This is a genomic window from Enterobacter cloacae complex sp. P16RS2 (assembly GCF_014982155.1).
Taxonomy (GTDB): Bacteria; Pseudomonadota; Gammaproteobacteria; order Enterobacterales; family Enterobacteriaceae; genus Enterobacter; species Enterobacter cloacae_M.
The window spans coordinates 43,535-68,355 of record NZ_JADCKW010000017.1 but is presented as its reverse complement, the minus strand read 5'-3'; the positions used below and the strand labels follow the sequence as shown (position 1 = coordinate 68,355).

Genomic DNA, 24,821 nt, shown 5'->3' with positions numbered 1-24,821 from the left:
TTTATGAGATTACATATGGGCGGCGATTAAGCGCTGGTTATCCTGGTACATGGCGAACAGATAGTTGTTATAGCTCTGTCCCTTTGTCGAATAACCTTTCAGCTTGTGGATCATCGTACTGGCCGTCACTTCCTGGTCCGCTTTACGCAGCTGAGCGCGTGATTTACGGAACGATGAGTAGGCCGGGTGCGTGTTCAGATTCACTACGTAAGCGCTGACGGAATCCTTCACAGATTCAAACTGCGAATAGCCTTTCACCTTGCCAGGGGCATTATTACAACGACCTTTCACACATTTCATGCCGAAAAGGTTGTTGTTGCTACGCGCAAGCTTAGAAGTACCCCAGCCGCTTTCGGCAGCAGCCATGGTAGCAACCATGCTGCCCGGGATGATATCTACACGCTCAAGGAGAGCATTCCACGGCACACGACGGGTGTTACCGTTCCAGCTCAGCTTGTAGCGTTTCGTGATATCTTTCAGACGCGCGCGCTCTGACGGCGACCAGCGGCTATCGTACTGTTTGGAAATCAGCCAGTTACGATCCGCAGTAATCGCGGCATTTTGACTCGTGATGTAAGGCATTACCGTCCGGAGAAACGCTTTTTTCCTTGGTGTTCCGGAAGGGTATTTTCGCAAATCAGGAAGTGAACTACTCTTTGCACTATTGCGAGAATACTCTTGTTTACTGCTAACCTTACTACTTGTCGTCTTTATTACGTGGGCTTTCTTACTCGTTGTATCCGTGTGCGTCTTCGCAAGCACCTCACCCGAAAATGCCGTGGTGAGTAACATGAGTATCGCAGCCCCATATCGTCGAATGGGAGTCGATATCATTAGGTCTCCTGGTCGGATGTAATCATCCCAACACCTTATTTTTTTCACAAATTTGAGAGCGGAATCTCAAATCATATCAAAAATAGACTTCAAGAGCACGTATAGAAATAGTCCAATTCCGAAACTATGTCACCTGAAACTTGCTCATAAAAACATCATTCCACAAAAACTGTGTGCGCTATCGCAGATAACTGCCTAATTTTGCGCGAGATCACTCATCCTCACGCATCCTCCTGGCAGAAAGCGACAGGGGATGAGTTTCAGCACCCCGCCTGATGGCACACTGGTCAAAAATGCCGCGACAGGAAAAAGGAATGAAACGTACCGCATTAGCCTTTCTGATTTTACCCGCACTGGCGCATGCCAACTGGTCATCGCCGGGGTTTAACGCATTTAGCGTCGAAGGCACCGGTGTCTTCACCAGCCAGGCAAAGCTTGCGAAGGGTACGCGTCCTCTGACGCTGAGTTTTGACAAGACGTGCTGGCAGCCTGCGGATGCGATAAAACTCAATGAGATGCTGTCGCTCAAGCCCTGTGACGGCACGCCGCCGCAGTGGCGCCTTTTCCGCGACGGTGACTACCAGATGCGGATTGATACCCGCTCCGGCACGCCCACCCTGCTGCTGACGATTCAGAGTGCCTCAGAACAGCCGGTTGCAAACGTCATTCGCCAGTGTCCGAAGTGGGACGGCAAACCGCTGACGCTGGACGTCAGCAGTACCTTCCCGGAAGGCTCCGTGGTGCGCGACTACTACAGTAAACAGACGGCGACGGTGCAGAATGGAAAAATCACCCTGCAGCCAGCCGCTAACAGTAACGGCCTGCTGCTGCTTGAGCGCGCCGAAACCGACAGGCCTGCGCCGTTTAGCTGGCAAAACGCCACCGTCTATTTTGTGCTGACCGACCGTTATGTGAATGGTGACCCGGGCAACGACAACAGCTACGGTCGCCATAAAGACGGTATGCAGGAGATTGGCACCTTCCACGGCGGGGATCTCAAGGGACTCGCCGGCAAGCTCGATTATTTACAGCAGTTGGGAGTGAACGCACTCTGGATAAGCTCCCCGCTTGAGCAGATCCACGGTTGGGTAGGTGGTGGCACCAAAGGAGATTTCCCGCATTACGCCTATCACGGCTACTACACCCAGGACTGGACGAAGCTCGACGCCAACATGGGAACCGAAGATGATTTACGCCATCTTGTCGACGAAGCGCACAAGCGCGGGATCCGCGTTCTGTTTGATATCGTTATGAACCACGTTGGCTATGCCACGCTGGCAGACATGCAGGAATTTCAGTTTGGTGCCCTGTACCTTCAGGGTGATGAGCTGAAAAAGACGCTGGGAGAACGCTGGACGGACTGGAAGCCGGGCGCGGGCCAAAGCTGGCACAGCTTTAACGACTACATCAACTTTAGCGACAAAGCCGCATGGGAGAAATGGTGGGGCAAGAAATGGATCCGCACGGACATCGGCGATTACGACAACCCTGGCTTCGACGATTTGACCATGTCGCTGGCATTTCTGCCGGATCTGAAAACGGAATCCACGACGCCTTCCGGATTGCCTAACTTTTACCAACACAAGCCCGACACCCACGCGAAGGCCATCCCCGGATATACCCCGCGCGATTATCTGACCCACTGGCTGAGCCAGTGGGTACGTGACTACGGCATCGACGGTTTCCGGGTGGATACGGCGAAACACGTTGAGCTTGCGGCCTGGCAACAGCTGAAAGACCAGGCAAGCCAGGCGCTGGCCGCCTGGAAAGGGGCGAACCCGGATAAAAAGCTCGACAACGCACCGTTCTGGATGACCGGGGAATCCTGGGGCCACGGGGTGATGCAAAGCGATTATTACCGCCACGGTTTTGATGCGATGATTAACTTTGATTATCAGGAGCAGGCGGCAAAAGCGGTGGATTGCCTGGCCGATATGGATCTCACCTGGCAGCAGATGGCGGAAAAGCTGCAAAGCTTCAACGTGCTGAGCTATCTCTCATCACACGATACGCGTCTGTTCCGCGAAGGGGGCCAGCGAGCTGCGGAGCTGCTTCTGTTAGCACCGGGCAGCGTACAAATCTATTACGGGGATGAATCCGAGCGTCCGTTCGGGCCGACAGGTTCTGACCCATTACAGGGCACCCGATCAGATATGAACTGGCAGGACGTTACGGGCAAGCAGGCCCTAACCGTCGCCCACTGGCAAACGCTGGGTCAGTTCCGCGCCCGCCATCCGGCGATCGGTGAAGGCAAGCAAACCACATTATCGCTGAAAGAGGGATATGGCTTCGTGCGCGAGCACAAGGGCGATAAGGTGATGGTGGTATGGGCAGGTAATCAATAATTCTCCCCCACCCTAACCCTCTCCCCGCAGGGGAGAGGGAACCGCACGGCGCCGTCTTTTCCCCTTCTCCCTCCTGGAAGAGGGGCGGGGTGAGGGAAAATTCACCAGAACTATTCACTGTATAAATCCAACTCTGCCATATAAAACAACAAATCCGACCACGTCACCCGATTTGCACCAGCACGGTGCTAGCGTTATGGTTACCCACTTTCAAAATAAGCTCGACAGATCACCTGCTATGACGTTTTCACTTTTCGGCGACAAATTTACCCGCCATTCAGGCATTACTCGCCTGATGGAGGACCTCAACGACGGGCTGCGCACACCGGGCGCAATCATGCTCGGCGGCGGAAACCCGGCTCAAATTCCGGAGATGAATACCTATTTCCAGACGCTGCTCGCTCAGATGCTGGAAAGCGGCAAAGCAACCGATGCGCTTTGCAATTACGACGGCCCGCAGGGGAAAACCGAACTGCTGGCACTCCTCGCCGAAATGCTGCGTGACGAGCTGGGTTGGGATATCGAACCACAGAATATTGCACTGACAAACGGCAGCCAGAGCGCGTTTTTCTACTTGTTTAACCTGTTCGCAGGACGTCGCGCCGACGGCACCACCAAAAAAGTGCTGTTCCCGCTGGCGCCGGAGTATATCGGCTACGCCGATTCCGGTCTGGAAGAGGATCTGTTCGTCTCCGCGCGCCCGAATATTGAGCTGCTGCCGGAAGGACAGTTCAAATATCACGTCGATTTTGAACACCTGCATATTGGTGAAGAGACGTGCATGATCTGCGTATCGCGCCCGACTAACCCAACGGGCAACGTGATCACCGACGACGAACTGATGAAGCTGGATGCGCTGGCGAATCAGCACGGCATTCCGCTGGTGATCGATAACGCCTACGGCGTGCCGTTCCCGGGCATTATCTTCAGCGAAGCACGTCCGCTGTGGAACCCGAACATTGTCCTGTGCATGAGCCTCTCTAAGCTGGGTCTGCCGGGCAGCCGCTGCGGCATCATCATCGCCAACGAGAAAATCATCACCGCCATTACCAATATGAACGGCATTATCAGCCTTTCACCGGGGGGCATTGGCCCGGCGATGATGTGCGAAATGATTAAGCGCAACGACTTGCTGCGTCTGTCAAATGACGTGATCAAGCCATTCTATTACCAGCGCGTACAGGAGACGATTGCGATACTTCGCCGCTACTTGCCGGAAGAACGCTGCCTGATCCATAAACCTGAAGGGGCGATTTTCCTGTGGCTGTGGTTTAAGGATTTGCCTATCACCACCGAACTGCTCTACCAGCGCCTGAAAAAGCGCGGCGTGCTGATGGTACCGGGCGATTATTTCTTCCCGGGGCTGGATAAGCCGTGGCCGCATACTCACCAGTGCATGCGCATGAACTACGTGCCCGATCCGGAAAAAATCGAAGCGGGTGTTAAAATTCTCGCCGAAGAAATTGAAAAAGCCTGGCGCGAAGACGGTCAGTAAGTTCTTACGCCAGATTATGCAGCCGTTTGGCGCGTAGTCTGGCAGGATCAACGCATCGCAACGCGTGGGTTGGACAGGCCTCCACGCAGGCCGGTCCGCCTTCGCGATGCAGGCATAAATCACATTTCAGCGCCTGCGCCCTATTTCCCTCCAGGCGCACCTGCATCGCCCCGAACGGACACGCCACCATACAGCTTTTGCACCCAATGCAGTGCGTCTGCTCAACGAGCCAGACTCCCGCCGTACGGCTGATAGCATGGGTTGGACAGACGTTAGCACAAGGCGCATCCTCGCACTGATGGCAGCCCACTGCCGTTGTGTAGTCGTCCCCCTTAACCACCCGAAGGCGGGGCGTAAAGGCATGAGCGGAGACGGCGTCCTGATGCGACACCGCGCAGGCCACTTCGCAGGTGCGGCACCCAATGCATTTTTCCGCATCCGCCACGATAAATCGGTTCATCTGTTACGCCTCGCGCACGTTAAAATCCAGTTCTTTTGAGATAGCCGCTGGCGCTACCGTCGGAATCAGAATGAATGTAAGCCGTATAAAACATAACGACTCCTGATATCCGTGCTTAATTCCCACCCGTCGTCAAATACAGGCGAGAGTGCCCGGTTTAATTTTCTTTAAGAATGATACACATGATGCACACCTTTATTGATGGCGCAGATCGCATTAGCGTATCAGGAATATTAATGAGGAAGTCATGACGGGAAGGGAAAACGGAAGATCGGTACTCTCAAATATGCCCGGCGGCGCTTCGCTTGCTCGGGCCTACGTAAAACTGCGATGGCAGTCCATGTAGGCCGGGTAAGACGAAGCCGCCACCCGGCTTTAACGCATCAGAAACGCCAGGTCAGGCCGGTCATCAGCGCGAAGCTGTCGTCGCGGTCGATCATCGGGCTGTTCTTCACGTCGTCAGGCAATACGGTGTAGACCGCGCTGGCGTTGAGATACAGCTTCTGGGTTAACTGATATTTGGCCGCCAGGCCAACGTATGGCGTCCAGCTGTCACCGGCGGTGTATTCATCCAGACCTGAGCGGCGAGACTCGTTGCCGGATACGCCGTAGTAGTAGTCGTTATAGCTTTCGTCGCTATAGAAAATACCGACAGAGGGCGTCAGGGTCAGGCGTTCCATCCTGATTGGACGGAAGTAAGAAACCTCGCCGATCATACCGCCGCTTTCATCCATGGCATCACCAGAGACCGCCACTTTCAGAGAACCCCAGCTTTCGTGGCGGTAGTACGCGCCGCCGAGGAAGGCAGAGGCTTTACGCTCATCAAGCTGTTTCATCTGATGGTCGTCGTTGTCATCTGGATCGAAATGCAGCGGCATCCACGATGCGGTCAGGCTGAGTTCATTTTTTGCGTCTTTCCACAGGATCCATCCGCCCGTGGTCTGGCGAACATAAAAGTTGTCGCCTTCGTAGCTAATTAACGGTACGGCGGTCGTATTTTCGTTATAGCCTTTGTAAGGAGACTCATTAAATACAGCCCCCGCTCCTAGTGAAAAGTCACCGGCCATTGCTGAGGATGTTGCAAATAACGTGGCCGCGATGAGTAAATTGTATTTAATAGTCATTACATGTAATCCATTAAAATGCCAAACAAGCGAGGCGCATAATAATGGTTACAAATTTGCCAATGCAACGCTGTGGTTTATATAATATTATATATAAAATCATATAGATGGGTGTGCAGGATGAGTAATTTACAGCTGAAGCCACGCGAATTAAAAATCATATCCGTCATCGCCGCAACTCGCAGCATTGGTGATGCCGCCGCCCTGCTGGGCATGGCGCAGGCCAACGTCAGCAAATATCTGTCTGATTTTGAAACACGGGTTGGACTCAAGGTTTTTGAACGCACCACGCGTCAACTGGCGCTTACTCAGTTCGGTGAAGCGTTACTTCCCTATGTTAACGCCACGCTGGATAAAAATACTCAACTTGTTAATTTCATTGCGGATTACAAGCATGAAAAACGCGGAAAAGTCACGATTTACGCCCCTACGGGTATCGTGACCTATCTGTCGCGGCATGTGATCCACAAAATCAATGATATCGGTGACATCCGCATCTCCCTGAAAACCTACAACCTCGACCGGAATGAATTTTCAGAAGGCGTTTCCTTTCCGGATGACTGCGACATTTTAATTACCTATGCGCAACCGAAAGACGAAAGTCTGGTTGCCAGCGTGTTAACAAAATATTCCGTTACGGCATTTGCAACCGTTGAGTATTTAAATAAGCACCCCTTAAAGGGACCTGAAGATTTAATTAATCATTCCTGTATTCTCATTGACTCCATGCTGGTCGATGATGCAAATATCTGGCGTTTTCGCGTGCACGGCAGTGATAGCGTGCATGACTACCGGGTGACCGGTAATTATATTTGCGACAATACGCAGACGGCCCTGGAGCTGGCAAGAAATAATCTCGGGATTGTTTTTGCGCCAAAAGAGAGTCTGAAAAAAGAATTAACGCAAGGGATGCTGGTCCCCTGCTTCCCGCATCAGGAAGAGTGGTGGCTCGATCTGACGGCCATCTTCCGCAAACGCGAATACCAGCCCTGGCGCGTGCAATACGTTCTGGATGGCGTTCTGAACTGCCTGCGCCAGCAAATAGCTCAGGCCGCCCATGGACGGCCTGAGCTGGGCGATTAGAATAGCCCCAGCGGTTTATCGGAGTAGCTGACCAGCAAACATTTCGTTTGCTGATAATGCTCCAGCATCATCTTATGGGTTTCACGCCCGATACCCGATTGCTTGTAACCGCCAAATGCCGCGTGTGCCGGATAGGCGTGGTAGCAGTTGGTCCAGACGCGCCCGGCCTGAATACCTCTGCCCATTTTATAGGCCAGATTACCGTTGCGGCTCCAGACGCCCGCTCCCAGCCCATACGGCGTGTCGTTGGCAATCTCCAGCGCCTCCTCCATCGTTTTGAAGGTGGTCACGGCCAGTACCGGTCCGAAAATTTCCTCCTGGAAGACGCGCATGTTGTTCTGACCGAACAGGATCGTTGGCTCCAGGTAATACCCTTCCTGCAGATCCCCACCGAGCACCTTACGGCGACCGCCGGTCAGAATATCCGCCCCCTCTTTCTTGCCGATGTCGATGTAGTTGAGGATGGTTTCCAGCTGTCCATGCGAGACCTGCGCCCCCATCTGCGTCACGTTATCGAGCGGGTTACCGCTGCGGATAGACTCGACGCGGCGAATGGCCCGCTCCATAAAGCGCTCATAAATGGACTCCTGCACCAGCGCGCGGCTTGGGCAGGTGCAGACTTCGCCCTGGTTAAACGCAAACAGCGCAAACCCTTCCAGGGCTTTATCAAAGAAGGCATCCTCTTCCTCCATCACGTCCGCGAAGAAGATGTTCGGGGATTTCCCGCCCAGCTCCAGGGTCACCGGAATGATGTTCTGCGTGGCGTACTGCATAATCTGCTGGCCCACTTCCGTCGACCCAGTAAACGCCACTTTGGCGATACGTTTTGAGGTGGCCAGATATTCCCCTATCTCACCGCCCGCACCGTTGACCACGTTAATCACGCCCGGCGGCAGAAGGTCGCCAACGATTTCCATCAGCAGCAGGACCGAGAGCGGGGTCAGACGCGCCGGTTTGAGCACAATACAGTTTCCAGCCGCCAGCGCGGGCGCCATCTTCCAGCTCGCCATCAGCAGCGGGAAGTTCCACGGAATGATTTGCCCGACGACGCCCAGCGGTTCGTGGAAATGATACGCCACGGTGTCGCTGTCTACCTCGCTTATTCCGCCCTCCTGAGCGCGAATGCAGGAGGCAAAATAGCGGAAGTGGTCGATGGCCAGCGGCACGTCTGCCGCCATCGTTTCCCGGATCGGCTTGCCGTTATCCCAGGTTTCCGCCGTCGCCAGCAGCTCCAGATTCTGCTCCATCCGGTCAGCGATTTTGAACAAAATAGCTGCGCGGTCCTGAACTGAGGTATGGCCCCATTTATCTTTCGCTTTGTGCGCCGCATCCAGCGCCAGATCGATATCGCGCTTGCCGGAGCTGGCTATTTCGCACAGCGGCTGGCCGGTTACGGGGGTCAGGTTGGAATAGTATTCGCCGTCGACGGGAGCTACCCAGTCGCCGCCAATAAAGTTGTCATAACGGGGCTTCAGCTTGAGGGGAAAACCATACTCGCCGGGCTGGATACGCGATGAGGGAGGATTGATTGTCATGACCGTCTCCTTGCTGTTGGTGTACAACAAGGGTAGTTCCGGCTGGCGATTTTCTCGCCAGCCGGTAACGGTGTTTACGACGGAGGTCACGGAGTTTCAGGAAATAATAACGAATCGCGCAACAGATGATCGTTACCGCGACGGCGGGTAAAGCCGATGCGGTTGAAATACTCCAGGATCTGGATCGCCAGCTTGCGGCCCACGTTCAGCCGGTCGCGGAAATCCGCTGCGCAGGTCGAGCCGCGCGCCTGATCCAGCTCGCGGATCAGGTTGGCAAACGCCACAATGCGATCGTTACGGTAGTAACGATCTTTCACGATCGCGACGATTAGCCCCTGCTGCGCCGCATGGCGCAATACCTGGCGCATCACCTGCTCGTCGGTGTTGGTTTCGCGAGCCAGATCCCGAACCCACCACGGCTCATCGCCAAACAGCGGGGCTGCTTTTTGCCATATGGCCTCCTGATCTGCGGTGAACCCGGCCTTGTGATCCGGCAGGTGCAGCCAGCCGTGGTGGCTTTTAATCACCCCGCTTTCGCGCATGTTTTCAATCAGCAGCAGCACCAGCGCATCGTCTTCCATCGGCAGCGCCATGCGTCGCAGACGCTCACGGCCCGGGCCAGGCTCATCCTGATGCTGTTCATGGTACGTTGCGAGCGTGTTCAGTATCTTACGCTGCCATTGCGCGGCAACCGGGGCGTTTAGCAGACTGTTTCCAGCCTGAATAAAGCCCGGCTGCTGGGCCAGCAGGCGTAACCCTTCCTCGCTCAGCTGGCGTGCCCATGCAAAATCACGCAGGCTCACCGCACCGCGCTCAAGATGCACCCGCAGCGCGTCGTTATCATCGCTGGCCTGCGCCAACGCTGCCAGCCACTGCAGATATTCAGGTTTACGCTTGCCGCGTCGCGGTGGATTCAGCGCGACCACCCGTGCCCCGGCAAGCGTTTCCCGCGCGGAAATATCACGCAGAACCAGACGATCGTTGTCTGCCAGCCAGAGCGGCGAATCGAATACCAGCTCGGCAAGGTCGTTTTCCAGCAGCGACACGCGCCCGGTGATATGGCTGGCCGCGTGGTGAATATGCAGCGGCTGCCATTGGGTCAACGGTATGTGTGTCTGCAGGGAGACAATCACGCGTTCAGACGGTTCCGGCGGAGCATCGGCCAGCAGCCAGTCTCCGCGGTTCAGCTGCTCTTTTTCCGCATCCCCGGCAATGTTCAGCGCGATCCGCTGCCCGGCGTGGGCGCGGTCTGCGGGCTGGTTTTGTGCGTGCAGTCCGCGCACGCGCATCGGTTTATTCACGCCCGTCAGCCAGAGGGTATCTCCCACGCTGACTTCACCGCTCAGCGCGGTGCCGGTTACGACCAGCCCCGCACCTTTTACGGTAAAGGCCCGGTCGATCGCCAGACGAAAGCGGTGATGGCTTGCGTGAGCGCGTGATGAAAGGTGCTGTAAATGGTGGCGAAGTTCGTCGATACCACACCCTTCTGTCGCCACGGTGACAAAAAGCGATGCGTCGGCAAAGCCATACTCCCGCAGGGTCGCCTGGACCGTTTCGCGCACCTCGCTGACGCGCGCGTCATCCACGCGATCGGCTTTGGTCAGCGCCACGGTCAGCTGCGGGTTGCCGGTTAGCTGCAGGATCGCCAGGTGCTCGCGGGTTTGCGCCATCACGCCGTCATCGCAGGCCACCACCAGCAGGGCATGATCGATGCCGCCCACGCCCGCCAGCATGTTAGACAGAAACTTTTCATGCCCCGGTACATCTATAAAACCCAGTACGCGGCCATCAGGCTGGGGCCAGTAGGCATAGCCCAGATCGATGGTCATGCCGCGCTTTTTCTCTTCCGGCAGGCGGTCGGCGTTTATGCCGGTAATCGCCTGCAGCAACGTGGTTTTTCCGTGGTCGACGTGACCGGCGGTGGCAATAATCATTTCAACAACATCTCCAGAAATCGCTCTTCATCTTCAAGGCAGCGCAGATCCAGCCACATTCGGCCATCGTAAATCCGCCCGATAACCGGCGCGGGCAGGCCACGCCAGCGCGACGACAGGGCTTCAAGGTGGCTGCCGCGCCCGTCACGCGGCGTGAACGTGAGCGCTTCGCTCGGCAGCCTGTCCACCGGCAGCGAACCGCTGCCAATCTGCGACTGGCAGGGCTCAATGCGAACGTTAAAATCGGGGTAGTGCGGGGCGACGCGCGGCAGCAGTAATTCGGCCTGGGCGCGAATCGAGGCGGCATCCCGGCTTAACAGGCGCAGCGTGGGCAGGCGGTCGGCCAGTTTCTCCGGATGGAGATAAAGACGCAGCGTCGCCTCCAGCGCGGCAAGCGTCATTTTATCGGCTCGCAGGGCGCGCTTGAGCGGATGCTGCTGCAGCTGCGCAATCAGCTCGCTCTTGCCGACGATAATCCCGGCCTGCGGCCCGCCAAGCAGCTTGTCGCCGGAAAAGCTGACCAGGCTGACGCCCGCCGCAATCATCTCTTGCGGCATCGGCTCTTTCGGCAGCCCGTAAAGGCTCAGATCCACCAGCGAGCCGCTGCCGAGATCGGCAATCACCGGAATATTCAGTTCGCGGCCAATCGCCGCCAGCTCGCCCTCTTCAACCGTTTTGGTGAAGCCTTCAATATGATAATTGCTGGTGTGAACCTTCATCAGCAGGGCGGTATTTTCATTCACCGCCGCGCGATAATCTTTCGCATGGGTGCGGTTGGTAGTGCCCACCTCATGCAGCGTACAGCCCGCCTGGCGCATCACGTCCGGAATACGAAACGCCCCACCAATCTCCACCAGCTCGCCGCGGGAAACCACCACCTCTTTGCCGCTGGCGGTGGCCGCCAGCATCAGCAGCACCGCTGCGGCGTTGTTATTCACAATGCAGGCATCTTCCGCGCCGGTCAGATGGCACAGCAGGTCCGCCAGCGCCCGGTCACGATGCCCGCGTCCGGCGCCGTCCAGATCGTACTCCAGCGTCACGGGCGCCCGCATGGCCTGCACAACCGCAGCAACCGCCTCTTCCGACTGCTGCGCGCGTCCCAGGTTGGTATGCAGTACGGTACCGGTCAGGTTAATCACCGGGCGTAACGCGCTTTGCGCTTTCTCATCCAGCCGGTGCTCAACTTCCTGCTCCCACGCCGCGCACCAGTCGGGCAAGGCGTTTTCTGACTGAATCGCGGATCGGGCTTCGTCCTGAAGCAGGCGTAACATCGCCACCGTCGCGGTATGGCCGAAACGCTCAGCAACAGCATGAATGCGGGGCTCGCGAAGAAGACGGTCGGTAGCGGGGATCTGGCTGTACAGCGAATGATGAGTAGTCATGAAGGCGCCTGGCGAGTAAATATCTTCCCCCCTCCCGACGGGAGAGGGAGTTAACATGTGGAGGGATTGTACCGCCTCCGACGCCGAAGTGTTATAACCCGCGTCAAGCCTTTGGCGGTTCGGTACGGGCAAAGCTCTCGCGGCTAAAAAGCGTGTCTGCAAGTTTCACCAGCAGCGGACGGTCGACGCACCAGCCAGGGGAAACGCGGCGGAAGTTGAGATAACCAATCGCGCAGGCGATGGCGATGGTCCCCAGGTTCAGGCTGTCGGTGTCGATCTTTCCCTCCCGGATAAGCTGTTCACACCTGTCCAGGCTGCGGCTGATTTTTTCCCGCTGGCGTAACAGTTCCGTTTCCGACTGCTGGGCAGCGGGCCTTGCCTGTTCCCGTACGGAGGTTAACGCCGCATCCATAATACCGTCGGCCAGAGCTTCGACCTGCTTCACCGCCAGCGCCGCTTTTGGGTCAGCCGGCAGCATTGCCGGGGCAACGCCCAGCAGTTCGATATACTCCGCAATAATCGGGGAATCGAACCAGTATTCGCCCTCGTCCGTCACCAGCGCCGGGACTTTTCCCAGCGGGTTGTACTGCGCAACGCCGTTTTCCGCGTTGTAGGGCTGTTCATTGATGAATTCAAATTCAATCCCCTTCTCCAGCAGGAGAATCGAGATTTTTCGCACGAAGGGACTGGTGTAGCTGCCGATGAGTTTCATTGCCTGATCCTTAATGCCGGAAAAAAGTCAGTATGGATCAAGCGATGAAAAAAGGGCAGGTCTGCATGTCGCATTCCTGCCCTGGAAGGATTAGTGATCGAGGTAGAGGTAGTGCATCCAGCTGGTCATACGCAGCAATACTTTACGCATGACCGAGACGTGGGCGAAATGGTCCGAGTAGACCGCCACCTGGGCATAGATACCATCCGGCAGGGCATCGACTTCGGCGTTGGGTTCCAGCTCAATAAGTGCCTGAACGCCGTCCGTTCCCGGCACCACCGTCAGCGACTGCAGCGCGCCCTGCGCCTGATAGGTTCCCCCTGGCACCACCGGCAGAATACTGATGAGCTTCCCGGAGAACACCTGGCCCGGCAGCGCGTTAAACACCACTTCCGCTTCATCGCCCGGCTTCAGACGCAGCAGCGAGTTCTGGCGGAACTGGGCCACAATCTGACGCTTCTGTTCAGGAATGAAGACCATTACCGGACGCAGAGGCAGCGCGGCGGCATAGGTCCCCGGACGGATCAGCACCTGGGTGATGTAACCATCGCTCGGCGCACGCACCACGGTCTGGTCCAGGTTATATTTGGCTTCGGCAAGCTGGGCACGTAACGAAGCAATCTGCGACTGCTCGCCGTTCACCATGCTGTCTAACTGGCTTTGAATCTGCACCTGCTCAGCCACGGAGCCTTTCACCATGGCATCCTGTGCCAGATAGTTTTGCCGCGCGTTGTCGATATCGCTTTCAGAGAACGGATTCACCTTCGCCTGGCTTCCTTTCAGGTAGCGCTGATAATCTTTATACAGGCGGTCACGCTCTGCGGAAACGCGCGTCGTATTGGCGACGGCTTCCGCCAGCTGCGCTTTAAGATTGTCGATATTATGCGTCGCGGTCACCAGGTCGGCCTGGAGTCTGTCGACGCGCGCCTGATAGCGGCCCGGATCCAGTTTAAATAACACTTCGCCTTTTTTAATGAGCTGGTTATTTTTATCGGTCACTTCGCTGACCACACCGGTAACCTGCGGCGTAATCGGAATAGAAATAACCGCTTTTTGCGCCGTAAAGGTGTACGGATGGTTATAGTTCATTAACAGAATAAGTCCGGCAACAATAAATACGCCGCCTAATGTTGCGGTGGCAAGCGTCCACTGGTTGACCGGAATTCGGAATATTTTAAAAATGGCCCAGGCAAATGCCACGTAGGTCAAAATAATCAACAGATCCATGATTAGCGCTCCAGCGTGTTCTTATCAGCAGTGGGCTGTACTGCAGCCAGCTTTTGTTCGAGTTCCGCCACGCGTTTGGCCAGCGCATCCATGCCCGGAACTTCATCAGGCTTTGTGATGTGGTTTTGCATGCCCCAGCCGCGATCTTCGCGGTACAGCGTGGCCCAAATCCACAGGAATGGCCAGATGGCATGGAGTGTAAACAGGCTAATCCAGCCTGCCGTATGAATGGCATCGGCATGCGGATGGTTACGCTTTTTGGCCATATTATAAGGAATATCATGGATGGCGATGATTCCGTAAAAGAGAACCAGAAATACAAAAATCAATACGCCCAGCGCAAAATAGTTGAGAAACATATTCTCCTCACTTAAACAACGTCAACTCATTAAATTAATAAAACGGTACGCAACCTAATTAATTTTTTTATAAACACGGGGATGTGCTTACTATTTCCGAGCCGGGGAGTATGAGTTTTTATAATATCTCCATGCAAGTTTATAAGCGTGTCAAAATATATCCTGAATAATAATAGACTTAACCTTACAATATGAGCGTAATCCACCTTTTAACTTTTCGCCATACCACACATCAAAAGTGGTTTTTTAGCTTATCGTGTCGTGCCATATTATCCTGGCGCTGAAACGCGAAGCAGAGTTTGCCGCCGATCACAGCCGGAGAAATCTGCATAAAAATATTTTGTGAAATCAGTCACAATCCAGAAACAAACACGCCATAATAAAACGTGACGGTAATCACACAAATGGGTGGATTTTGCTTTTTTTCTCGCCATCGTATTTTTTTTGCCCACTTATTTTGTGATTGAGATCACTTCATTGACATCCCTACCCCCTGTCTTTACGTGACACGCATCACATAAATTTTCCCTGTCTGGACAGTTGAACGATTCAGTGCCAGATTTCACAGCATCAGAACAGGGCCCGGCTACCTCTGCCGCCTCATTAACAATAAACCTCGGGCCGCAAGCCTAAGCGTAAACAGAAGAAGGGGTGTTTTATGTCATCCGATTTCAAGATCAAAGTTCAAAGCTTTGGTCGTTTCCTCAGCAACATGGTGATGCCAAATATCGGCGCGTTTATCGCGTGGGGTATCATCACTGCATTGTTCATTCCGACAGGGTGGTTGCCTAACGAAACGCTGGCGAAACTTGTTGGCCCAATGATTACCTATCTCCTGCCGCTGCTCATCGGTTTCACTGGTGGTCGTCTGGTGGGCGGTGACCGTGGTGGCGTAGTGGGCGCTATCACGACCATGGGTGTTATCGTCGGTGCGGATATGCCGATGTTCCTCGGAGCAATGATTGCCGGTCCTCTGGGCGGCTGGGCGATTAAGAAATTCGACGTCTGGGTTGATGGTAAGATCAAATCCGGCTTCGAAATGCTGGTGAACAACTTCTCTGCGGGCATCATCGGGATGATCCTCGCGATTCTGGCGTTCCTCGGCATTGGCCCTGCGGTTGAAGTGCTGTCCAAAATTCTGGCGGCGGGCGTTAACTTCATGGTTGCGCACGACATGCTGCCGCTGGCGTCTATTTTCGTTGAACCGGCGAAAATCCTGTTCCTGAACAACGCCATCAACCACGGCATCTTCTCGCCGCTGGGTATTCAGCAGTCTCACGATCTCGGCAAATCAATCTTCTTCCTGATTGAAGCGAACCCAGGTCCGGGTATGGGCGTTCTGCTGGCGTACATGTTCTTTGGTCGCGGCAGCGCTAAGCAGTCTGCTGGCGGTGCGGCAATCATCCACTTCCTGGGCGGTATCCACGAAATTTACTTCCCGTACGTGCTGATGAACCCACGTCTGATCCTGGCCGTTATCCTTGGCGGTATGACCGGCGTGTTCACCCTGAGCGTGCTGGGCGGAGGTCTGGTGTCTCCAGCCTCTCCGGGTTCTATCCTGGCGGTGCTGGCGATGACGCCAAAAGGGGCGTACTTCGCGAACATCGCGGCCATCTGTGCGGCAATGGCGGTCTCATTCGTGGTCTCTTCTATCCTGCTGAAAACCAGCAAAGTGAAAGAAGACGACGATATTGAAGCGGCGACCCGTCGTATGCACGACATGAAAGCCGAATCCAAAGGCGCGACCCCGCTGGCGGCTGGCGATGTCTCTAACGACCTGAGCCACGTGCGTAAAATCATTGTTGCCTGTGACGCCGGTATGGGTTCCAGCGCAATGGGTGCAGGCGTGCTGCGTAAGAAAGTGCAGGATGCGGGCCTGACCAACATCTCCGTCACCAACAGCGCCATTAACAGCCTGCCGCCGGACGTTGACCTGGTCATCACGCACCGCGACCTGACCGAGCGCGCCATGCGCCAGGTACCGCAGGCACAGCACATTTCGCTGACTAACTTCCTCGACAGCGGTCTGTACACCAGCCTGACCGAACGTCTGGTTGCGGCGCAGCGTCACGAAGACAACGAAGTGAAAGTGCGCTCAAGCCTGCAGGACAGCTTTGACGAGAGCAACGCCCACCTGTTCAAACTGGGTGCGGAAAACATCTTCCTCGGTCGCACAGCGGCAACTAAAGAAGAAGCGATTCGCTTCGCTGGCGAGCAGCTGGTGAAAGGCGGCTACGTTCAGCCTGAATATGTTGACGCGATGCTGGAACGCGAAAAACTGACGCCAACCTACCTGGGCGAATCCATCGCGGTGCCGCACGGTACGGTTGAAGCGAAAGATCGCGTCCTGAAAACCGGCGTCGTATTCTGTCAGTATCCGCAGGGCGTGCGCTTCGGTGAAGAAGAAGACGACATCGCCCGTCTGGTGATTGGTATCGCCGCTCGCAACAACGAGCACATTCAGGTGATTACCAGCCTGACCAACGCGCTGGATGATGAATCTGTCATTGCGCGTCTGGCGAGCACCACCAGCGTGGAAGAAGTCCTGGCACTTCTTAACAAATAAGTCCTCTTCCCTCTCCCCTCTGGGGAGAGGGCTAGGGTGAGGGGAAACGTTCCTCACCCCAGCCCTCTCGGGTAAAAACATTGATGAAGGTTAACACTATGAAAGCATTACATTTTGGCGCAGGTAATATCGGTCGTGGTTTTATCGGTAAACTGCTGGCAGACGCGGGCATTACGCTGACATTCGCCGATGTGAATCAGGTTGTCCTGGATGCCCTGAATGCGCGTCATAGCTATCAGGTCCATGTAGTCGGTGAAAACGAGCAGGTTGAGACGGTATCCGGCGTCAACGCGGTCAGCAGCATCGGTGAAGACGTTATCGACCTGATCGCCAGCGTCGATCTGGTCACCACGGCCGTGGGTCCGGTCGTTCTTGAGCGCATCGCCCCTGCGGTTGCGAAAGGCCTGGCAAAACGTAAAGCGCAGGGCATCGACACCCCGCTGAACATCATCGCCTGCGAAAACATGGTGCGCGGCACCACGCAGCTGAAAGGCCACGTGCTTAACGCTGTAGCAGACGAAGACAAAGCCTGGGTTGAAGCGCACGTCGGGTTTGTGGATTCCGCCGTGGATCGCATCGTTCCGCCGTCTGAATCCGCCACCAACGACCCGCTGGAAGTGACCGTGGAAACCTTCAGCGAGTGGATCGTTGATAAAACCCAGTTTAAAGGCGCCCTGCCGACCATTCCGGGAATGGAATTAACCGATAACCTGATGGCATTTGTCGAACGCAAACTCTTCACGCTGAACACCGGGCATGCTATAACCGCGTACCTCGGAAAATTGGCCGGTCATCAGACCATTCGTGATGCGATCCTCGATGAGAAGATCCGCGCGGTGGTAAAAGGGGCAATGGAAGAGAGCGGCGCGGTGCTGATCAAACGCTACGGTTTTGATGCTGATAAACATGCAGCATACATCCAGAAAATCCTCGGTCGCTTTGAAAATCCGTATCTGAAAGATGACGTTGAGCGCGTGGGCCGTCAGCCTCTGCGCAAACTGAGCGCGGGCGATCGCCTGATTAAGCCGCTGCTGGGCACGCTGGAATACGGCCTGCCGCACGCCAACCTGGTGAAAGGGATTGCCGCTGCGATGCACTACCGCAGCGAGCAGGACCCACAGGCGCAGGAACTGGCTCAGCTGATTGATGACAAAGGCGCGCAGGCTGCGCTGGCGCAGATTTCCGGTCTGGACGCCAACAGCGACGTGGTTGTGGAGGCGGTTAACGCATACAACGCAACCAAATGATGCACAGTGCGGCGCAGGTTAACCTGCGCCCAAATAATAGATTGTCAGATATGCAGGCAATAATGGAACAAACCCAGGCCTTTGAAAATCGTGTGCTTGAGCGTCTGAATGCTGGCAAAACCGTACGAAGCTTCCTGATTGCCGCCGTCGAGCTGTTAACCGAGGCGGTGAATATCCTGGTGCTTCAGGTGTTTCGCAAAGACGACTACGCGGTAAAATATGCTGTAGAACCGTTACTGGACGGAGACGGACCGCTGGGCGATCTATCCGTGCGCCTGAAGCTGATTTATGGTCTTGGCGTGCTCAACCGACAAGAGTATGAAGATGCGGAGCTGTTAATGGCGCTGCGCGAAGAGCTCAATCATGACGGTAACGAGTACACCTTTACCGATTATGAGATCCTGGGGCCCTTCGGCGAGCTGCACTGCGTCACCGCGCTGCCCCCTGCTCCCCATTTTGACAACAGCGACCCTGAGCTCTACGCGATGCAAAAGCTGCGTTATCAACAGGTTGTCCGGTCCACGATGGTTCTCTCCCTGACTGAGCTGATTTCCCGAATCAGCTTAAAAAAAGCGTTTCAGAAGTAAGCCTGCTCACATTGGTGTATCCTTCCCTGTAAATTCCCCGTTTTCAGAGTTATTTGTCATGAAAGAAGTCGAAAAGAACGAAATTAAACGCCTGAGCGACCGCCTGGATCTGATCCGCCACCAGATGGCTGGCCTGTCACTGGTCGATTCCGCCGAGAAGTACGCCGAGCTGGAAAAAGAAGCCGCCACGCTGGAAACAGAAATCGAGCGCCTGCGCGAAGTGAAAGGCCAGAAGCTGAGCAAAGAAGCGCAGAAGCTGATGAACATGCCGCACCGCCGCGCGATCACCAAAAAAGAACAGGCCGACATGGGCAAGCTGAAGAAAAGCGTCCGTGGTCTGGTGGTGGTACACCCGATGACCGAACTTGGCCGCGAAATGGGCCTGAAAGAGATGACGGGTTTTTGTAAGACCGCGTTCTAATACCTATCCCCCTCACCTTAACCCTAACCCTCTCCCCAAAAGGGCGAGGGAACTGTACGGTCCGTTTTTCTCCTACTCCCCATGGGAGAGGGCCGGGGTGAGGGCTTCAGGCCCCACCTCGCTTCAAATTGGCCCAACCAATCCCCCTTCTCTTTCTTCCCCGGTTCACAATTCCATTATTTCCGCTCACAAACTCATTGCCTGACCATAACATTTGGTTAACCATTCGTTGTCATTAACCCTACAACACAACATTGGCAGGACCACTTTTACACAACCTGTGACGCAGAGTTGAGCGGAGACTCACCCGCAGCGCAGGCTGTCTGGTCCCCAGGAGACCTGCATGAGCCTCTGGCAACAAAACTACGACCCGGCCGGTAATATCTGGCTGTCGAGCCTGATCGCATCGCTTCCGATCCTGTTCTTCTTCTTTGCGCTGATTAAGCTCAAGCTGAAGGGCTACCTCGCCGCGACGTATACCGTTGCTATCGCCCTGATGGTGGCGCTGTTCTTCTATAAAATGCCGGTCGATCGCGCGCTGGCCTCCGTCGTCTACGGTTTCTTCTACGGCCTGTGGCCAATTGCGTGGATCATCATCGCGGCGGTGTTTGTCTATAAAATCTCGGTGAAAACCGGGCAGTTCGACATAATCCGTTCGTCGATTCTTTCCATCACGCCGGACCAGCGCCTGCAGATGCTGATTGTCGGCTTCTCCTTCGGGGCGTTTCTGGAAGGCGCGGCAGGCTTTGGCGCACCGGTGGCGATCACCGCCGCGCTGCTGGTCGGTCTGGGCTTTAACCCGCTCTATGCCGCCGGCCTGTGCCTGATTGTGAACACCGCGCCGGTGGCATTTGGCGCGATGGGTATTCCGATTCTGGTGGCCGGACAGGTTACCGGGCTGGACAGCTTCGAGATCGGCCAGATGGTCGGCCGCCAGCTGCCCTTCCTGACCATTATCGTCCTGTTCTGGATCATGGCGATTATGGACGGCTGGCGCGGCGTGAAGGAGACCTGGCCTGCGGTGATGGTGGCGGGCGGTTCGTTCGCTATCGCTCAATACCTCAGCTCGAACTTCCTCGGCCCGGAGCTGCCGGACATCATCTCTTCGCTGGTGTCGCTGGTCTGTCTGACGCTGTTCCTGAAGCGCTGGCAGCCGGTGCGTATTTTCCGCTTCGCCGACATGGGCGCCTCGCAGGTTGATCAAACCCTGGCCCGTACGGGCTATACGGCAGGACAGGTGATCCGCGCCTGGTCGCCGTTCCTGTTCCTGACCGCAACGGTCACCCTGTGGAGCATCCCGCCGTTTAAAGCCCTGTTTGCCCCGGGCGGGGCGCTGTACGACATGGTGATTAACATCTCCGTACCGTTCCTCGACAAGATGGTAGCCCGTATGCCGCCGGTGGTGCACGCCGCTACGCCGTATGCCGCGGTCTATAAATTCGACTGGTTCTCCGCCACCGGTACCGCCATCCTGTTTGCCGCTATTCTTTCCGTGGTGTGGCTGCGCATGAAGCCTGCGGCCGCGGTGCAGACCTTTGCCGCGACCGTTAAAGAGCTGATGCTGCCGATTTACTCCATCGGCATGGTGCTGGCGTTCGCGTTTATCTCGAACTACTCCGGCCTGTCATCGACGCTGGCGCTGGCGCTGGCCCATACCAGCCACGCCTTCACCTTCTTCTCGCCGTTCCTCGGCTGGCTGGGGGTGTTCCTGACCGGTTCAGATACCTCGTCTAACGCCCTGTTTGCCGCGCTGCAGGCAACGGCGGCCCAGCAGATTGGCGTGTCGGACGTCCTGCTGGTGGCCGCGAATACCACTGGCGGCGTGACCGGGAAAATGATCTCTCCACAATCCATCGCCATTGCCTGTGCGGCGGTGGGACTGGTCGGTAAAGAGTCGGATCTGTTCCGCTTTACCGTGAAACACAGCCTGATATTCACCTGCATGGTCGGGGTGATCACCACCCTGCAGGCCTATGTCTTAACCTGGATGATCCCATGATAGTGATGCCCAGACGCCTGTCCGACGAGATTGCCTCTCGCGTGCGGGCGCTGATTGATGAACAACAGCTGGAAGCGGGCATGAAGTTGCCCGCCGAACGCCAGCTTGCCGCCCAACTTGGCGTGTCGCGCAATTCACTGCGCGAGGCGCTGGCGACGCTGGTCAGCGAAGGCGTGCTGGTGAGCCGTCGCGGCGGCGGCACCTTTGTGCGCTGGCAGCATGACGACTGGTCCGAGCAAAACATCGTGCAGCCCCTGAAAACGCTGATGGAGAACGACCCGGACTACAGCTTCGACATCCTTGAAGCGCGTCACGCCATCGAAACCAGTACCGCCTGGCACGCGGCCATGCGGGCAACCGACGCCGACAAAGAGAAACTCATCGCCTGCTTTGAGGCCACGCAGAGCAGCGACCCGGATATCGCCTCCCAGGCGGACGTGCGTTTTCACCTGGCGATTGCCGAGGCGTCGCACAATGTGGTGCTGCTCCAGACCATGCGCGGGTTCTTCGACCTGCTGCAATCCTCCGTTAAACAGAGCCGCCAGCGTATGTATCTGGTTCCGCCGGTGTTTGCCCGGCTGACCGAACAGCACGAGGCGGTGCTCAAGGCCATTCTGGCCGGTGATGCCGAGGCCGCACGCAAAGCGATGATGGCGCATCTCGGCTTCGTGCACACCACCATTAAACGATTCGATGAAGACCAGGCCCGACAGGCGCGTATTACCCGTCTGCCTGGCGACAGTGATATTTCCAGGGAGAACAAAGCATGATTATTTCAGCAGCCAGTGACTATCGCGCCGCGGCGCAGCGCATTTTGCCCCCGTTCCTGTTCCACTATATCGACGGCGGGGCGTATGCCGAATACACCCTGCGCCGCAACGTGGAAGATCTGTCGGAGGTGGCTCTGCGCCAGCGCGTGCTGAAGAATATGTCTGACCTGAGCCTTGAGACAAAACTGTTTAACGAAACGCTTTCCATGCCCGTCGCGCTCGCGCCTGTGGGCCTGTGCGGCATGTATGCCCGCCGTGGCGAAGTGCAGGCGGCCGCGGCGGCGGATGCCAAAGGCATTCCGTTTACCCTCTCTACCGTCTCGGTTTGTCCGATTGAAGAGGTCGCCCCGACCATCAAGCGGCCAATGTGGTTCCAGCTGTACGTCCTGCGCGATCGCGGCTTTATGCGCAACGCGCTCGAGCGCGCCAAAGCGGCGGGCTGCTCGACGCTGGTCTTTACCGTCGATATGCCAACGCCAGGGGCGCGCTATCGTGATGCCCACTCCGGCATGAGCGGCCCGAATGCTGCGTTACGCCGCTACTGGCAGGCCATGACCCATCCGCAGTGGGCGTGGGATGTCGGCCTGAACGGTCGTCCGCACGATCTGGGCAATATCTCGGCATACCTCGGTAAACCGACCGGGCTGGAGGATTACATTGGCTGGCTGGCGAACAACTTCGATCCGTCGATCTCGTGGAAAGACCTGGAGTGGATCCGCGAGTTCTGGGACGGCCCGATGGTGATCAAAGGGATCCTCGATCCGGAAGATGCCCGCGATGCGGTCCGCTTTGGCGCTGACGGGATTGTGGTCTCTAACCACGGCGGACGCCAGCTTGACGGGGTGCTCTCTTCCGCACGCGCCCTGCCGGCCATCGCCGATGCGGTGAAAGGCGATATTGCCATCCTGGCCGACAGCGGCATCCGCAACGGGCTGGACGTGGTGCGCATGATTGCGCTGGGCGCCGACAGCGTGCTGCTGGGACGCGCGTATCTGTATGCGCTGGCGACGGCTGGCCAGGCAGGCGTGGCGAATCTGCTCAACCTGATCGAAAAAGAGATGAAGGTAGCGATGACGCTGACAGGAGCGAAAACGATCGGTGAAATCAGCAGAGATTCTCTGGTGCAGGAGTTAAGCAAATTACCGGCGGCGCTGGCGCCACTTGCTCAGGGAAACGCGGCATAAATTCTCCTCCGTTAATACACCTTTCTCACGCGCCCGATTTCCCCCTCGGGCGCTTTTTTACGCCAAAAATAACATCCAGATAACATATTAGATAAGAAAATTTGACATCCATCTGCCGTCCGCAATTGTATAGACAAGCAAATACAAGAACACAAAAACAACATCAGATCGGAGTGGAGCGTATGGCGTATTCAGGTAAGGTGGATATTCAGCAGGTGATCGATGAGAGTCCCTTTTCAGGGTTTCACTGGCTGCTCATTGTGCTGGGCTTTCTGGTTCTGGCGATCGATGGTTTTGATACGGCAGCGATGGGTTACATCGCGCCTACGCTGTCGGCAGAATGGGGGATACACAAACAGGATCTGGGGCCGGTGCTGAGTGCGGCGCTGCTGGGGCTGTCGCTGGGCGCGCTGGTTGCCGGTCCGGTATCGGACCGGATGGGGCGCAAGCGCGTGCTGGTCTTTTCGTGCCTGTTCTTCGGCCTTGCGAGCCTGGGGACGGCCTGGGCACAAAGTCTGAATACCCTGACGATGTGGCGCTTTCTGACGGGACTGGGCCTCGGCGCCGCAATGCCTAACGCCATCACGCTGATCTCCGAGTTTGCCCCCCAGCGCTGTCGCGCCATGGCGATCAATACCATGTACTGCGGCTTCCCTCTGGGTGCGGCGGGCGGCGGCGCGATCTCTTCCTGGCTTATCCCCCATCACGGCTGGCGAAGCGTGCTGCTGACCGGGGCGATTGCGCCGCTGATTTTAACGCTGCTGCTGACGCTGTTTTTACCGGAGTCCGTGAAGTTTCTGGTGCAGCGCGGGAAAGACGTCATGCAGGTCCGCCGTATCGCCAGCCGGTTCGCCCGCAGCACGCTGGATAGCGTCACGGGCTTTTTCCTGGCCGAGGAGAAAATCGCGTCTAAAAAAGGGAGCGTGTCGCAGCTCTTTTCCATGCCCTGGCTGCCCGGCACCCTGATGCTGTGGGTGACCTACTTTATGGGGCTGGTCATTTACTACGTTCTGCTAAGCTGGATGCCAACGCTGATGCAGGGGATGGGCTATGCGCTGGCGGAATCCGCCTGGCTCACCTCGCTGTTCACCTTCGGCGGTACCGCAGGCATTCTGCTCGCGGGCTGGATGATGGACCGCTGGGAAGCGCACAGGGTGGTCGCGTGTGGTTTCGTGCTGACAATGGGCCTTATTCTTTTGCTTGGCATTGAGCATAACCATATCGCCCTGTTTGGCGGGCTGATTTTCCTGATGGGGATCGCGATGAACGGCGCGCAATCGGGCATGCAAACCCTGGCCGCCACCTTTTACCCTACCGAGTGCCGCGCGACGGGCATCGCCTGGATGCAGGGGATCGGCCGCTTCGGCGGCGTAGCGGGAACCATGACCAGCGCCCAGCTTCTCTCTATGCAGTGGCAGGCAGACAGTATTTTAATGATCCTCAGCGTGCCCGCTCTGGTAGCCGCGGCGGCAACCGTCTACAAAATGCTGTACAGCCGCTCGCAGGAACCCGGCGTCGCGTAGTTCCTCTCTTTTCTGCTATTCTGCCCCCGCAATT

General features: G+C 56.4%; 20 protein-coding genes. 11 read left to right on the top strand and 9 right to left on the bottom strand.

The window, feature by feature from the left end:
• Positions 1-9: 9 nt before the first annotated feature.
• On the bottom strand, positions 10-834 hold the full coding sequence (locus tag INF68_RS12415; RefSeq protein ID WP_032661838.1) for a protein bax: 825 nt from the start codon (positions 832-834) through the stop codon (positions 10-12).
• Between the two features lie 314 nt (positions 835-1,148).
• Between INF68_RS12415 and INF68_RS12410 the strand changes: the two genes are divergently transcribed.
• The gene (locus tag INF68_RS12410; protein WP_126786473.1) at positions 1,149-3,179 is read left to right on the top strand and encodes an alpha-amylase; all 2,031 of its coding nucleotides are present in this window, start codon (positions 1,149-1,151) and stop codon (positions 3,177-3,179) included.
• Between the two features lie 238 nt (positions 3,180-3,417).
• Positions 3,418-4,674, top strand: coding sequence for a valine--pyruvate transaminase (avtA, locus tag INF68_RS12405; RefSeq protein WP_193525323.1), 1,257 nt, complete (start codon positions 3,418-3,420; stop codon positions 4,672-4,674).
• A 4-nt stretch (positions 4,675-4,678) separates the two neighbouring features.
• Here the strand turns inward: avtA and INF68_RS12400 are convergent, their stop codons facing one another.
• Positions 4,679-5,134 (bottom strand): 4Fe-4S dicluster domain-containing protein, encoded by a 456-nt coding sequence (locus INF68_RS12400; protein ID WP_126786475.1) that lies wholly within the window; start codon positions 5,132-5,134, stop codon positions 4,679-4,681.
• A 383-nt stretch (positions 5,135-5,517) separates the two neighbouring features.
• Positions 5,518-6,258, bottom strand: a complete 741-nt coding sequence (locus INF68_RS12395; RefSeq protein WP_126786476.1) for a MipA/OmpV family protein — start codon at positions 6,256-6,258, stop codon at positions 5,518-5,520.
• A gap of 120 nt (positions 6,259-6,378) precedes the next feature.
• Between INF68_RS12395 and INF68_RS12390 the strand changes: the two genes are divergently transcribed.
• Positions 6,379-7,341, top strand: a complete 963-nt coding sequence (locus INF68_RS12390) for a LysR family transcriptional regulator (RefSeq protein ID WP_109845865.1) — start codon at positions 6,379-6,381, stop codon at positions 7,339-7,341.
• On the opposite strand, the gene aldB is transcribed toward INF68_RS12390, so the two are convergent.
• The 6 genes from aldB to INF68_RS12360 all read right to left on the bottom strand — a co-directional run bounded on the left by aldB (position 7,338) and on the right by INF68_RS12360 (position 14,490).
• Positions 7,338-8,876: an aldehyde dehydrogenase AldB gene (gene aldB, locus INF68_RS12385; RefSeq protein WP_109845866.1), complete on the bottom strand. Its 1,539-nt coding sequence runs from the start codon at positions 8,874-8,876 to the stop codon at positions 7,338-7,340. The two genes, INF68_RS12390 and aldB, sit on opposite strands and share 4 nt — an antisense overlap.
• An 86-nt stretch (positions 8,877-8,962) precedes the next feature.
• Positions 8,963-10,810 (bottom strand): selenocysteine-specific translation elongation factor, encoded by a 1,848-nt coding sequence (gene selB / locus INF68_RS12380; protein ID WP_126786477.1) that lies wholly within the window; start codon positions 10,808-10,810, stop codon positions 8,963-8,965.
• A complete protein-coding gene (gene selA, locus INF68_RS12375) occupies positions 10,807-12,192 on the bottom strand; it encodes an L-seryl-tRNA(Sec) selenium transferase (protein ID WP_126786478.1) in 1,386 nt (461 codons plus the stop codon). Before selA ends, selB begins: the two co-directional genes overlap by 4 nt.
• Before the next feature lie 103 nt (positions 12,193-12,295).
• Positions 12,296-12,904 (bottom strand): glutathione S-transferase, encoded by a 609-nt coding sequence (locus tag INF68_RS12370; RefSeq protein WP_126786479.1) that lies wholly within the window; start codon positions 12,902-12,904, stop codon positions 12,296-12,298.
• Between the two features lie 90 nt (positions 12,905-12,994).
• Positions 12,995-14,131, bottom strand: a complete 1,137-nt coding sequence (locus INF68_RS12365) for an HlyD family secretion protein (protein WP_126786480.1) — start codon at positions 14,129-14,131, stop codon at positions 12,995-12,997.
• Positions 14,132-14,133: 2 nt separating this feature from the next.
• Positions 14,134-14,490: a DUF3302 domain-containing protein gene (locus INF68_RS12360; protein ID WP_008502729.1), complete on the bottom strand. Its 357-nt coding sequence runs from the start codon at positions 14,488-14,490 to the stop codon at positions 14,134-14,136.
• Positions 14,491-15,148: 658 nt separating this feature from the next.
• Between INF68_RS12360 and INF68_RS12355 the strand changes: the two genes are divergently transcribed.
• The 8 genes from INF68_RS12355 to INF68_RS12320 all read left to right on the top strand — a co-directional run bounded on the left by INF68_RS12355 (position 15,149) and on the right by INF68_RS12320 (position 24,787).
• Positions 15,149-17,056, top strand: a complete 1,908-nt coding sequence (locus tag INF68_RS12355; protein WP_023309922.1) for a PTS mannitol transporter subunit IICBA — start codon at positions 15,149-15,151, stop codon at positions 17,054-17,056.
• Positions 17,057-17,154: 98 nt separating this feature from the next.
• A complete protein-coding gene (gene mtlD, locus INF68_RS12350; protein WP_023309921.1) occupies positions 17,155-18,303 on the top strand; it encodes a mannitol-1-phosphate 5-dehydrogenase in 1,149 nt (382 codons plus the stop codon).
• Positions 18,300-18,890, top strand: coding sequence for a mannitol operon repressor MtlR (gene mtlR / locus INF68_RS12345; RefSeq protein WP_126786481.1), 591 nt, complete (start codon positions 18,300-18,302; stop codon positions 18,888-18,890). Before mtlD ends, mtlR begins: the two co-directional genes overlap by 4 nt.
• Positions 18,891-18,948: 58 nt before the next feature.
• The gene (locus tag INF68_RS12340) at positions 18,949-19,311 is read left to right on the top strand and encodes a YibL family ribosome-associated protein (RefSeq protein ID WP_010436679.1); all 363 of its coding nucleotides are present in this window, start codon (positions 18,949-18,951) and stop codon (positions 19,309-19,311) included.
• A gap of 343 nt (positions 19,312-19,654) precedes the next feature.
• Complete coding sequence (gene lldP / locus INF68_RS12335) at positions 19,655-21,310, top strand: L-lactate permease (RefSeq protein WP_023309919.1); 1,656 nt, start codon at positions 19,655-19,657, stop codon at positions 21,308-21,310.
• A complete protein-coding gene (lldR, locus tag INF68_RS12330) occupies positions 21,307-22,080 on the top strand; it encodes a transcriptional regulator LldR (RefSeq protein WP_126786482.1) in 774 nt (257 codons plus the stop codon). The genes lldP and lldR overlap by 4 nt, the downstream gene beginning before the upstream one ends.
• Positions 22,077-23,264, top strand: coding sequence for an FMN-dependent L-lactate dehydrogenase LldD (lldD, locus tag INF68_RS12325; protein ID WP_045400286.1), 1,188 nt, complete (start codon positions 22,077-22,079; stop codon positions 23,262-23,264). The genes lldR and lldD overlap by 4 nt, the downstream gene beginning before the upstream one ends.
• A 182-nt stretch (positions 23,265-23,446) precedes the next feature.
• On the top strand, positions 23,447-24,787 hold the full coding sequence (locus INF68_RS12320; RefSeq protein ID WP_126786483.1) for an aromatic acid/H+ symport family MFS transporter: 1,341 nt from the start codon (positions 23,447-23,449) through the stop codon (positions 24,785-24,787).
• Positions 24,788-24,821: the final 34 nt, after the last annotated feature.

Coding starts and splice junctions, on each gene's coding strand:
- avtA (WP_193525323.1), top strand. CDS start 3,418: ATGACGTTTTCACTTTTCGGCGACAAATTTACCCGCCATTCAGGCATT.
- INF68_RS12360 (WP_008502729.1), bottom strand. CDS start 14,490: ATGTTTCTCAACTATTTTGCGCTGGGCGTATTGATTTTTGTATTTCTG.
- INF68_RS12410 (WP_126786473.1), top strand. CDS start 1,149: ATGAAACGTACCGCATTAGCCTTTCTGATTTTACCCGCACTGGCGCAT.
- INF68_RS12370 (WP_126786479.1), bottom strand. CDS start 12,904: ATGAAACTCATCGGCAGCTACACCAGTCCCTTCGTGCGAAAAATCTCG.
- mtlD (WP_023309921.1), top strand. CDS start 17,155: ATGAAAGCATTACATTTTGGCGCAGGTAATATCGGTCGTGGTTTTATC.
- INF68_RS12395 (WP_126786476.1), bottom strand. CDS start 6,258: ATGACTATTAAATACAATTTACTCATCGCGGCCACGTTATTTGCAACA.
- aldB (WP_109845866.1), bottom strand. CDS start 8,876: ATGACAATCAATCCTCCCTCATCGCGTATCCAGCCCGGCGAGTATGGT.
- INF68_RS12340 (WP_010436679.1), top strand. CDS start 18,949: ATGAAAGAAGTCGAAAAGAACGAAATTAAACGCCTGAGCGACCGCCTG.
- INF68_RS12365 (WP_126786480.1), bottom strand. CDS start 14,131: ATGGATCTGTTGATTATTTTGACCTACGTGGCATTTGCCTGGGCCATT.
- lldP (WP_023309919.1), top strand. CDS start 19,655: ATGAGCCTCTGGCAACAAAACTACGACCCGGCCGGTAATATCTGGCTG.
- INF68_RS12415 (WP_032661838.1), bottom strand. CDS start 834: ATGATATCGACTCCCATTCGACGATATGGGGCTGCGATACTCATGTTA.
- selA (WP_126786478.1), bottom strand. CDS start 12,192: ATGACTACTCATCATTCGCTGTACAGCCAGATCCCCGCTACCGACCGT.
- INF68_RS12320 (WP_126786483.1), top strand. CDS start 23,447: ATGGCGTATTCAGGTAAGGTGGATATTCAGCAGGTGATCGATGAGAGT.
- lldD (WP_045400286.1), top strand. CDS start 22,077: ATGATTATTTCAGCAGCCAGTGACTATCGCGCCGCGGCGCAGCGCATT.
- mtlR (WP_126786481.1), top strand. CDS start 18,300: ATGATGCACAGTGCGGCGCAGGTTAACCTGCGCCCAAATAATAGATTG.
- INF68_RS12400 (WP_126786475.1), bottom strand. CDS start 5,134: ATGAACCGATTTATCGTGGCGGATGCGGAAAAATGCATTGGGTGCCGC.
- lldR (WP_126786482.1), top strand. CDS start 21,307: ATGATAGTGATGCCCAGACGCCTGTCCGACGAGATTGCCTCTCGCGTG.
- INF68_RS12390 (WP_109845865.1), top strand. CDS start 6,379: ATGAGTAATTTACAGCTGAAGCCACGCGAATTAAAAATCATATCCGTC.
- INF68_RS12355 (WP_023309922.1), top strand. CDS start 15,149: ATGTCATCCGATTTCAAGATCAAAGTTCAAAGCTTTGGTCGTTTCCTC.
- selB (WP_126786477.1), bottom strand. CDS start 10,810: ATGATTATTGCCACCGCCGGTCACGTCGACCACGGAAAAACCACGTTG.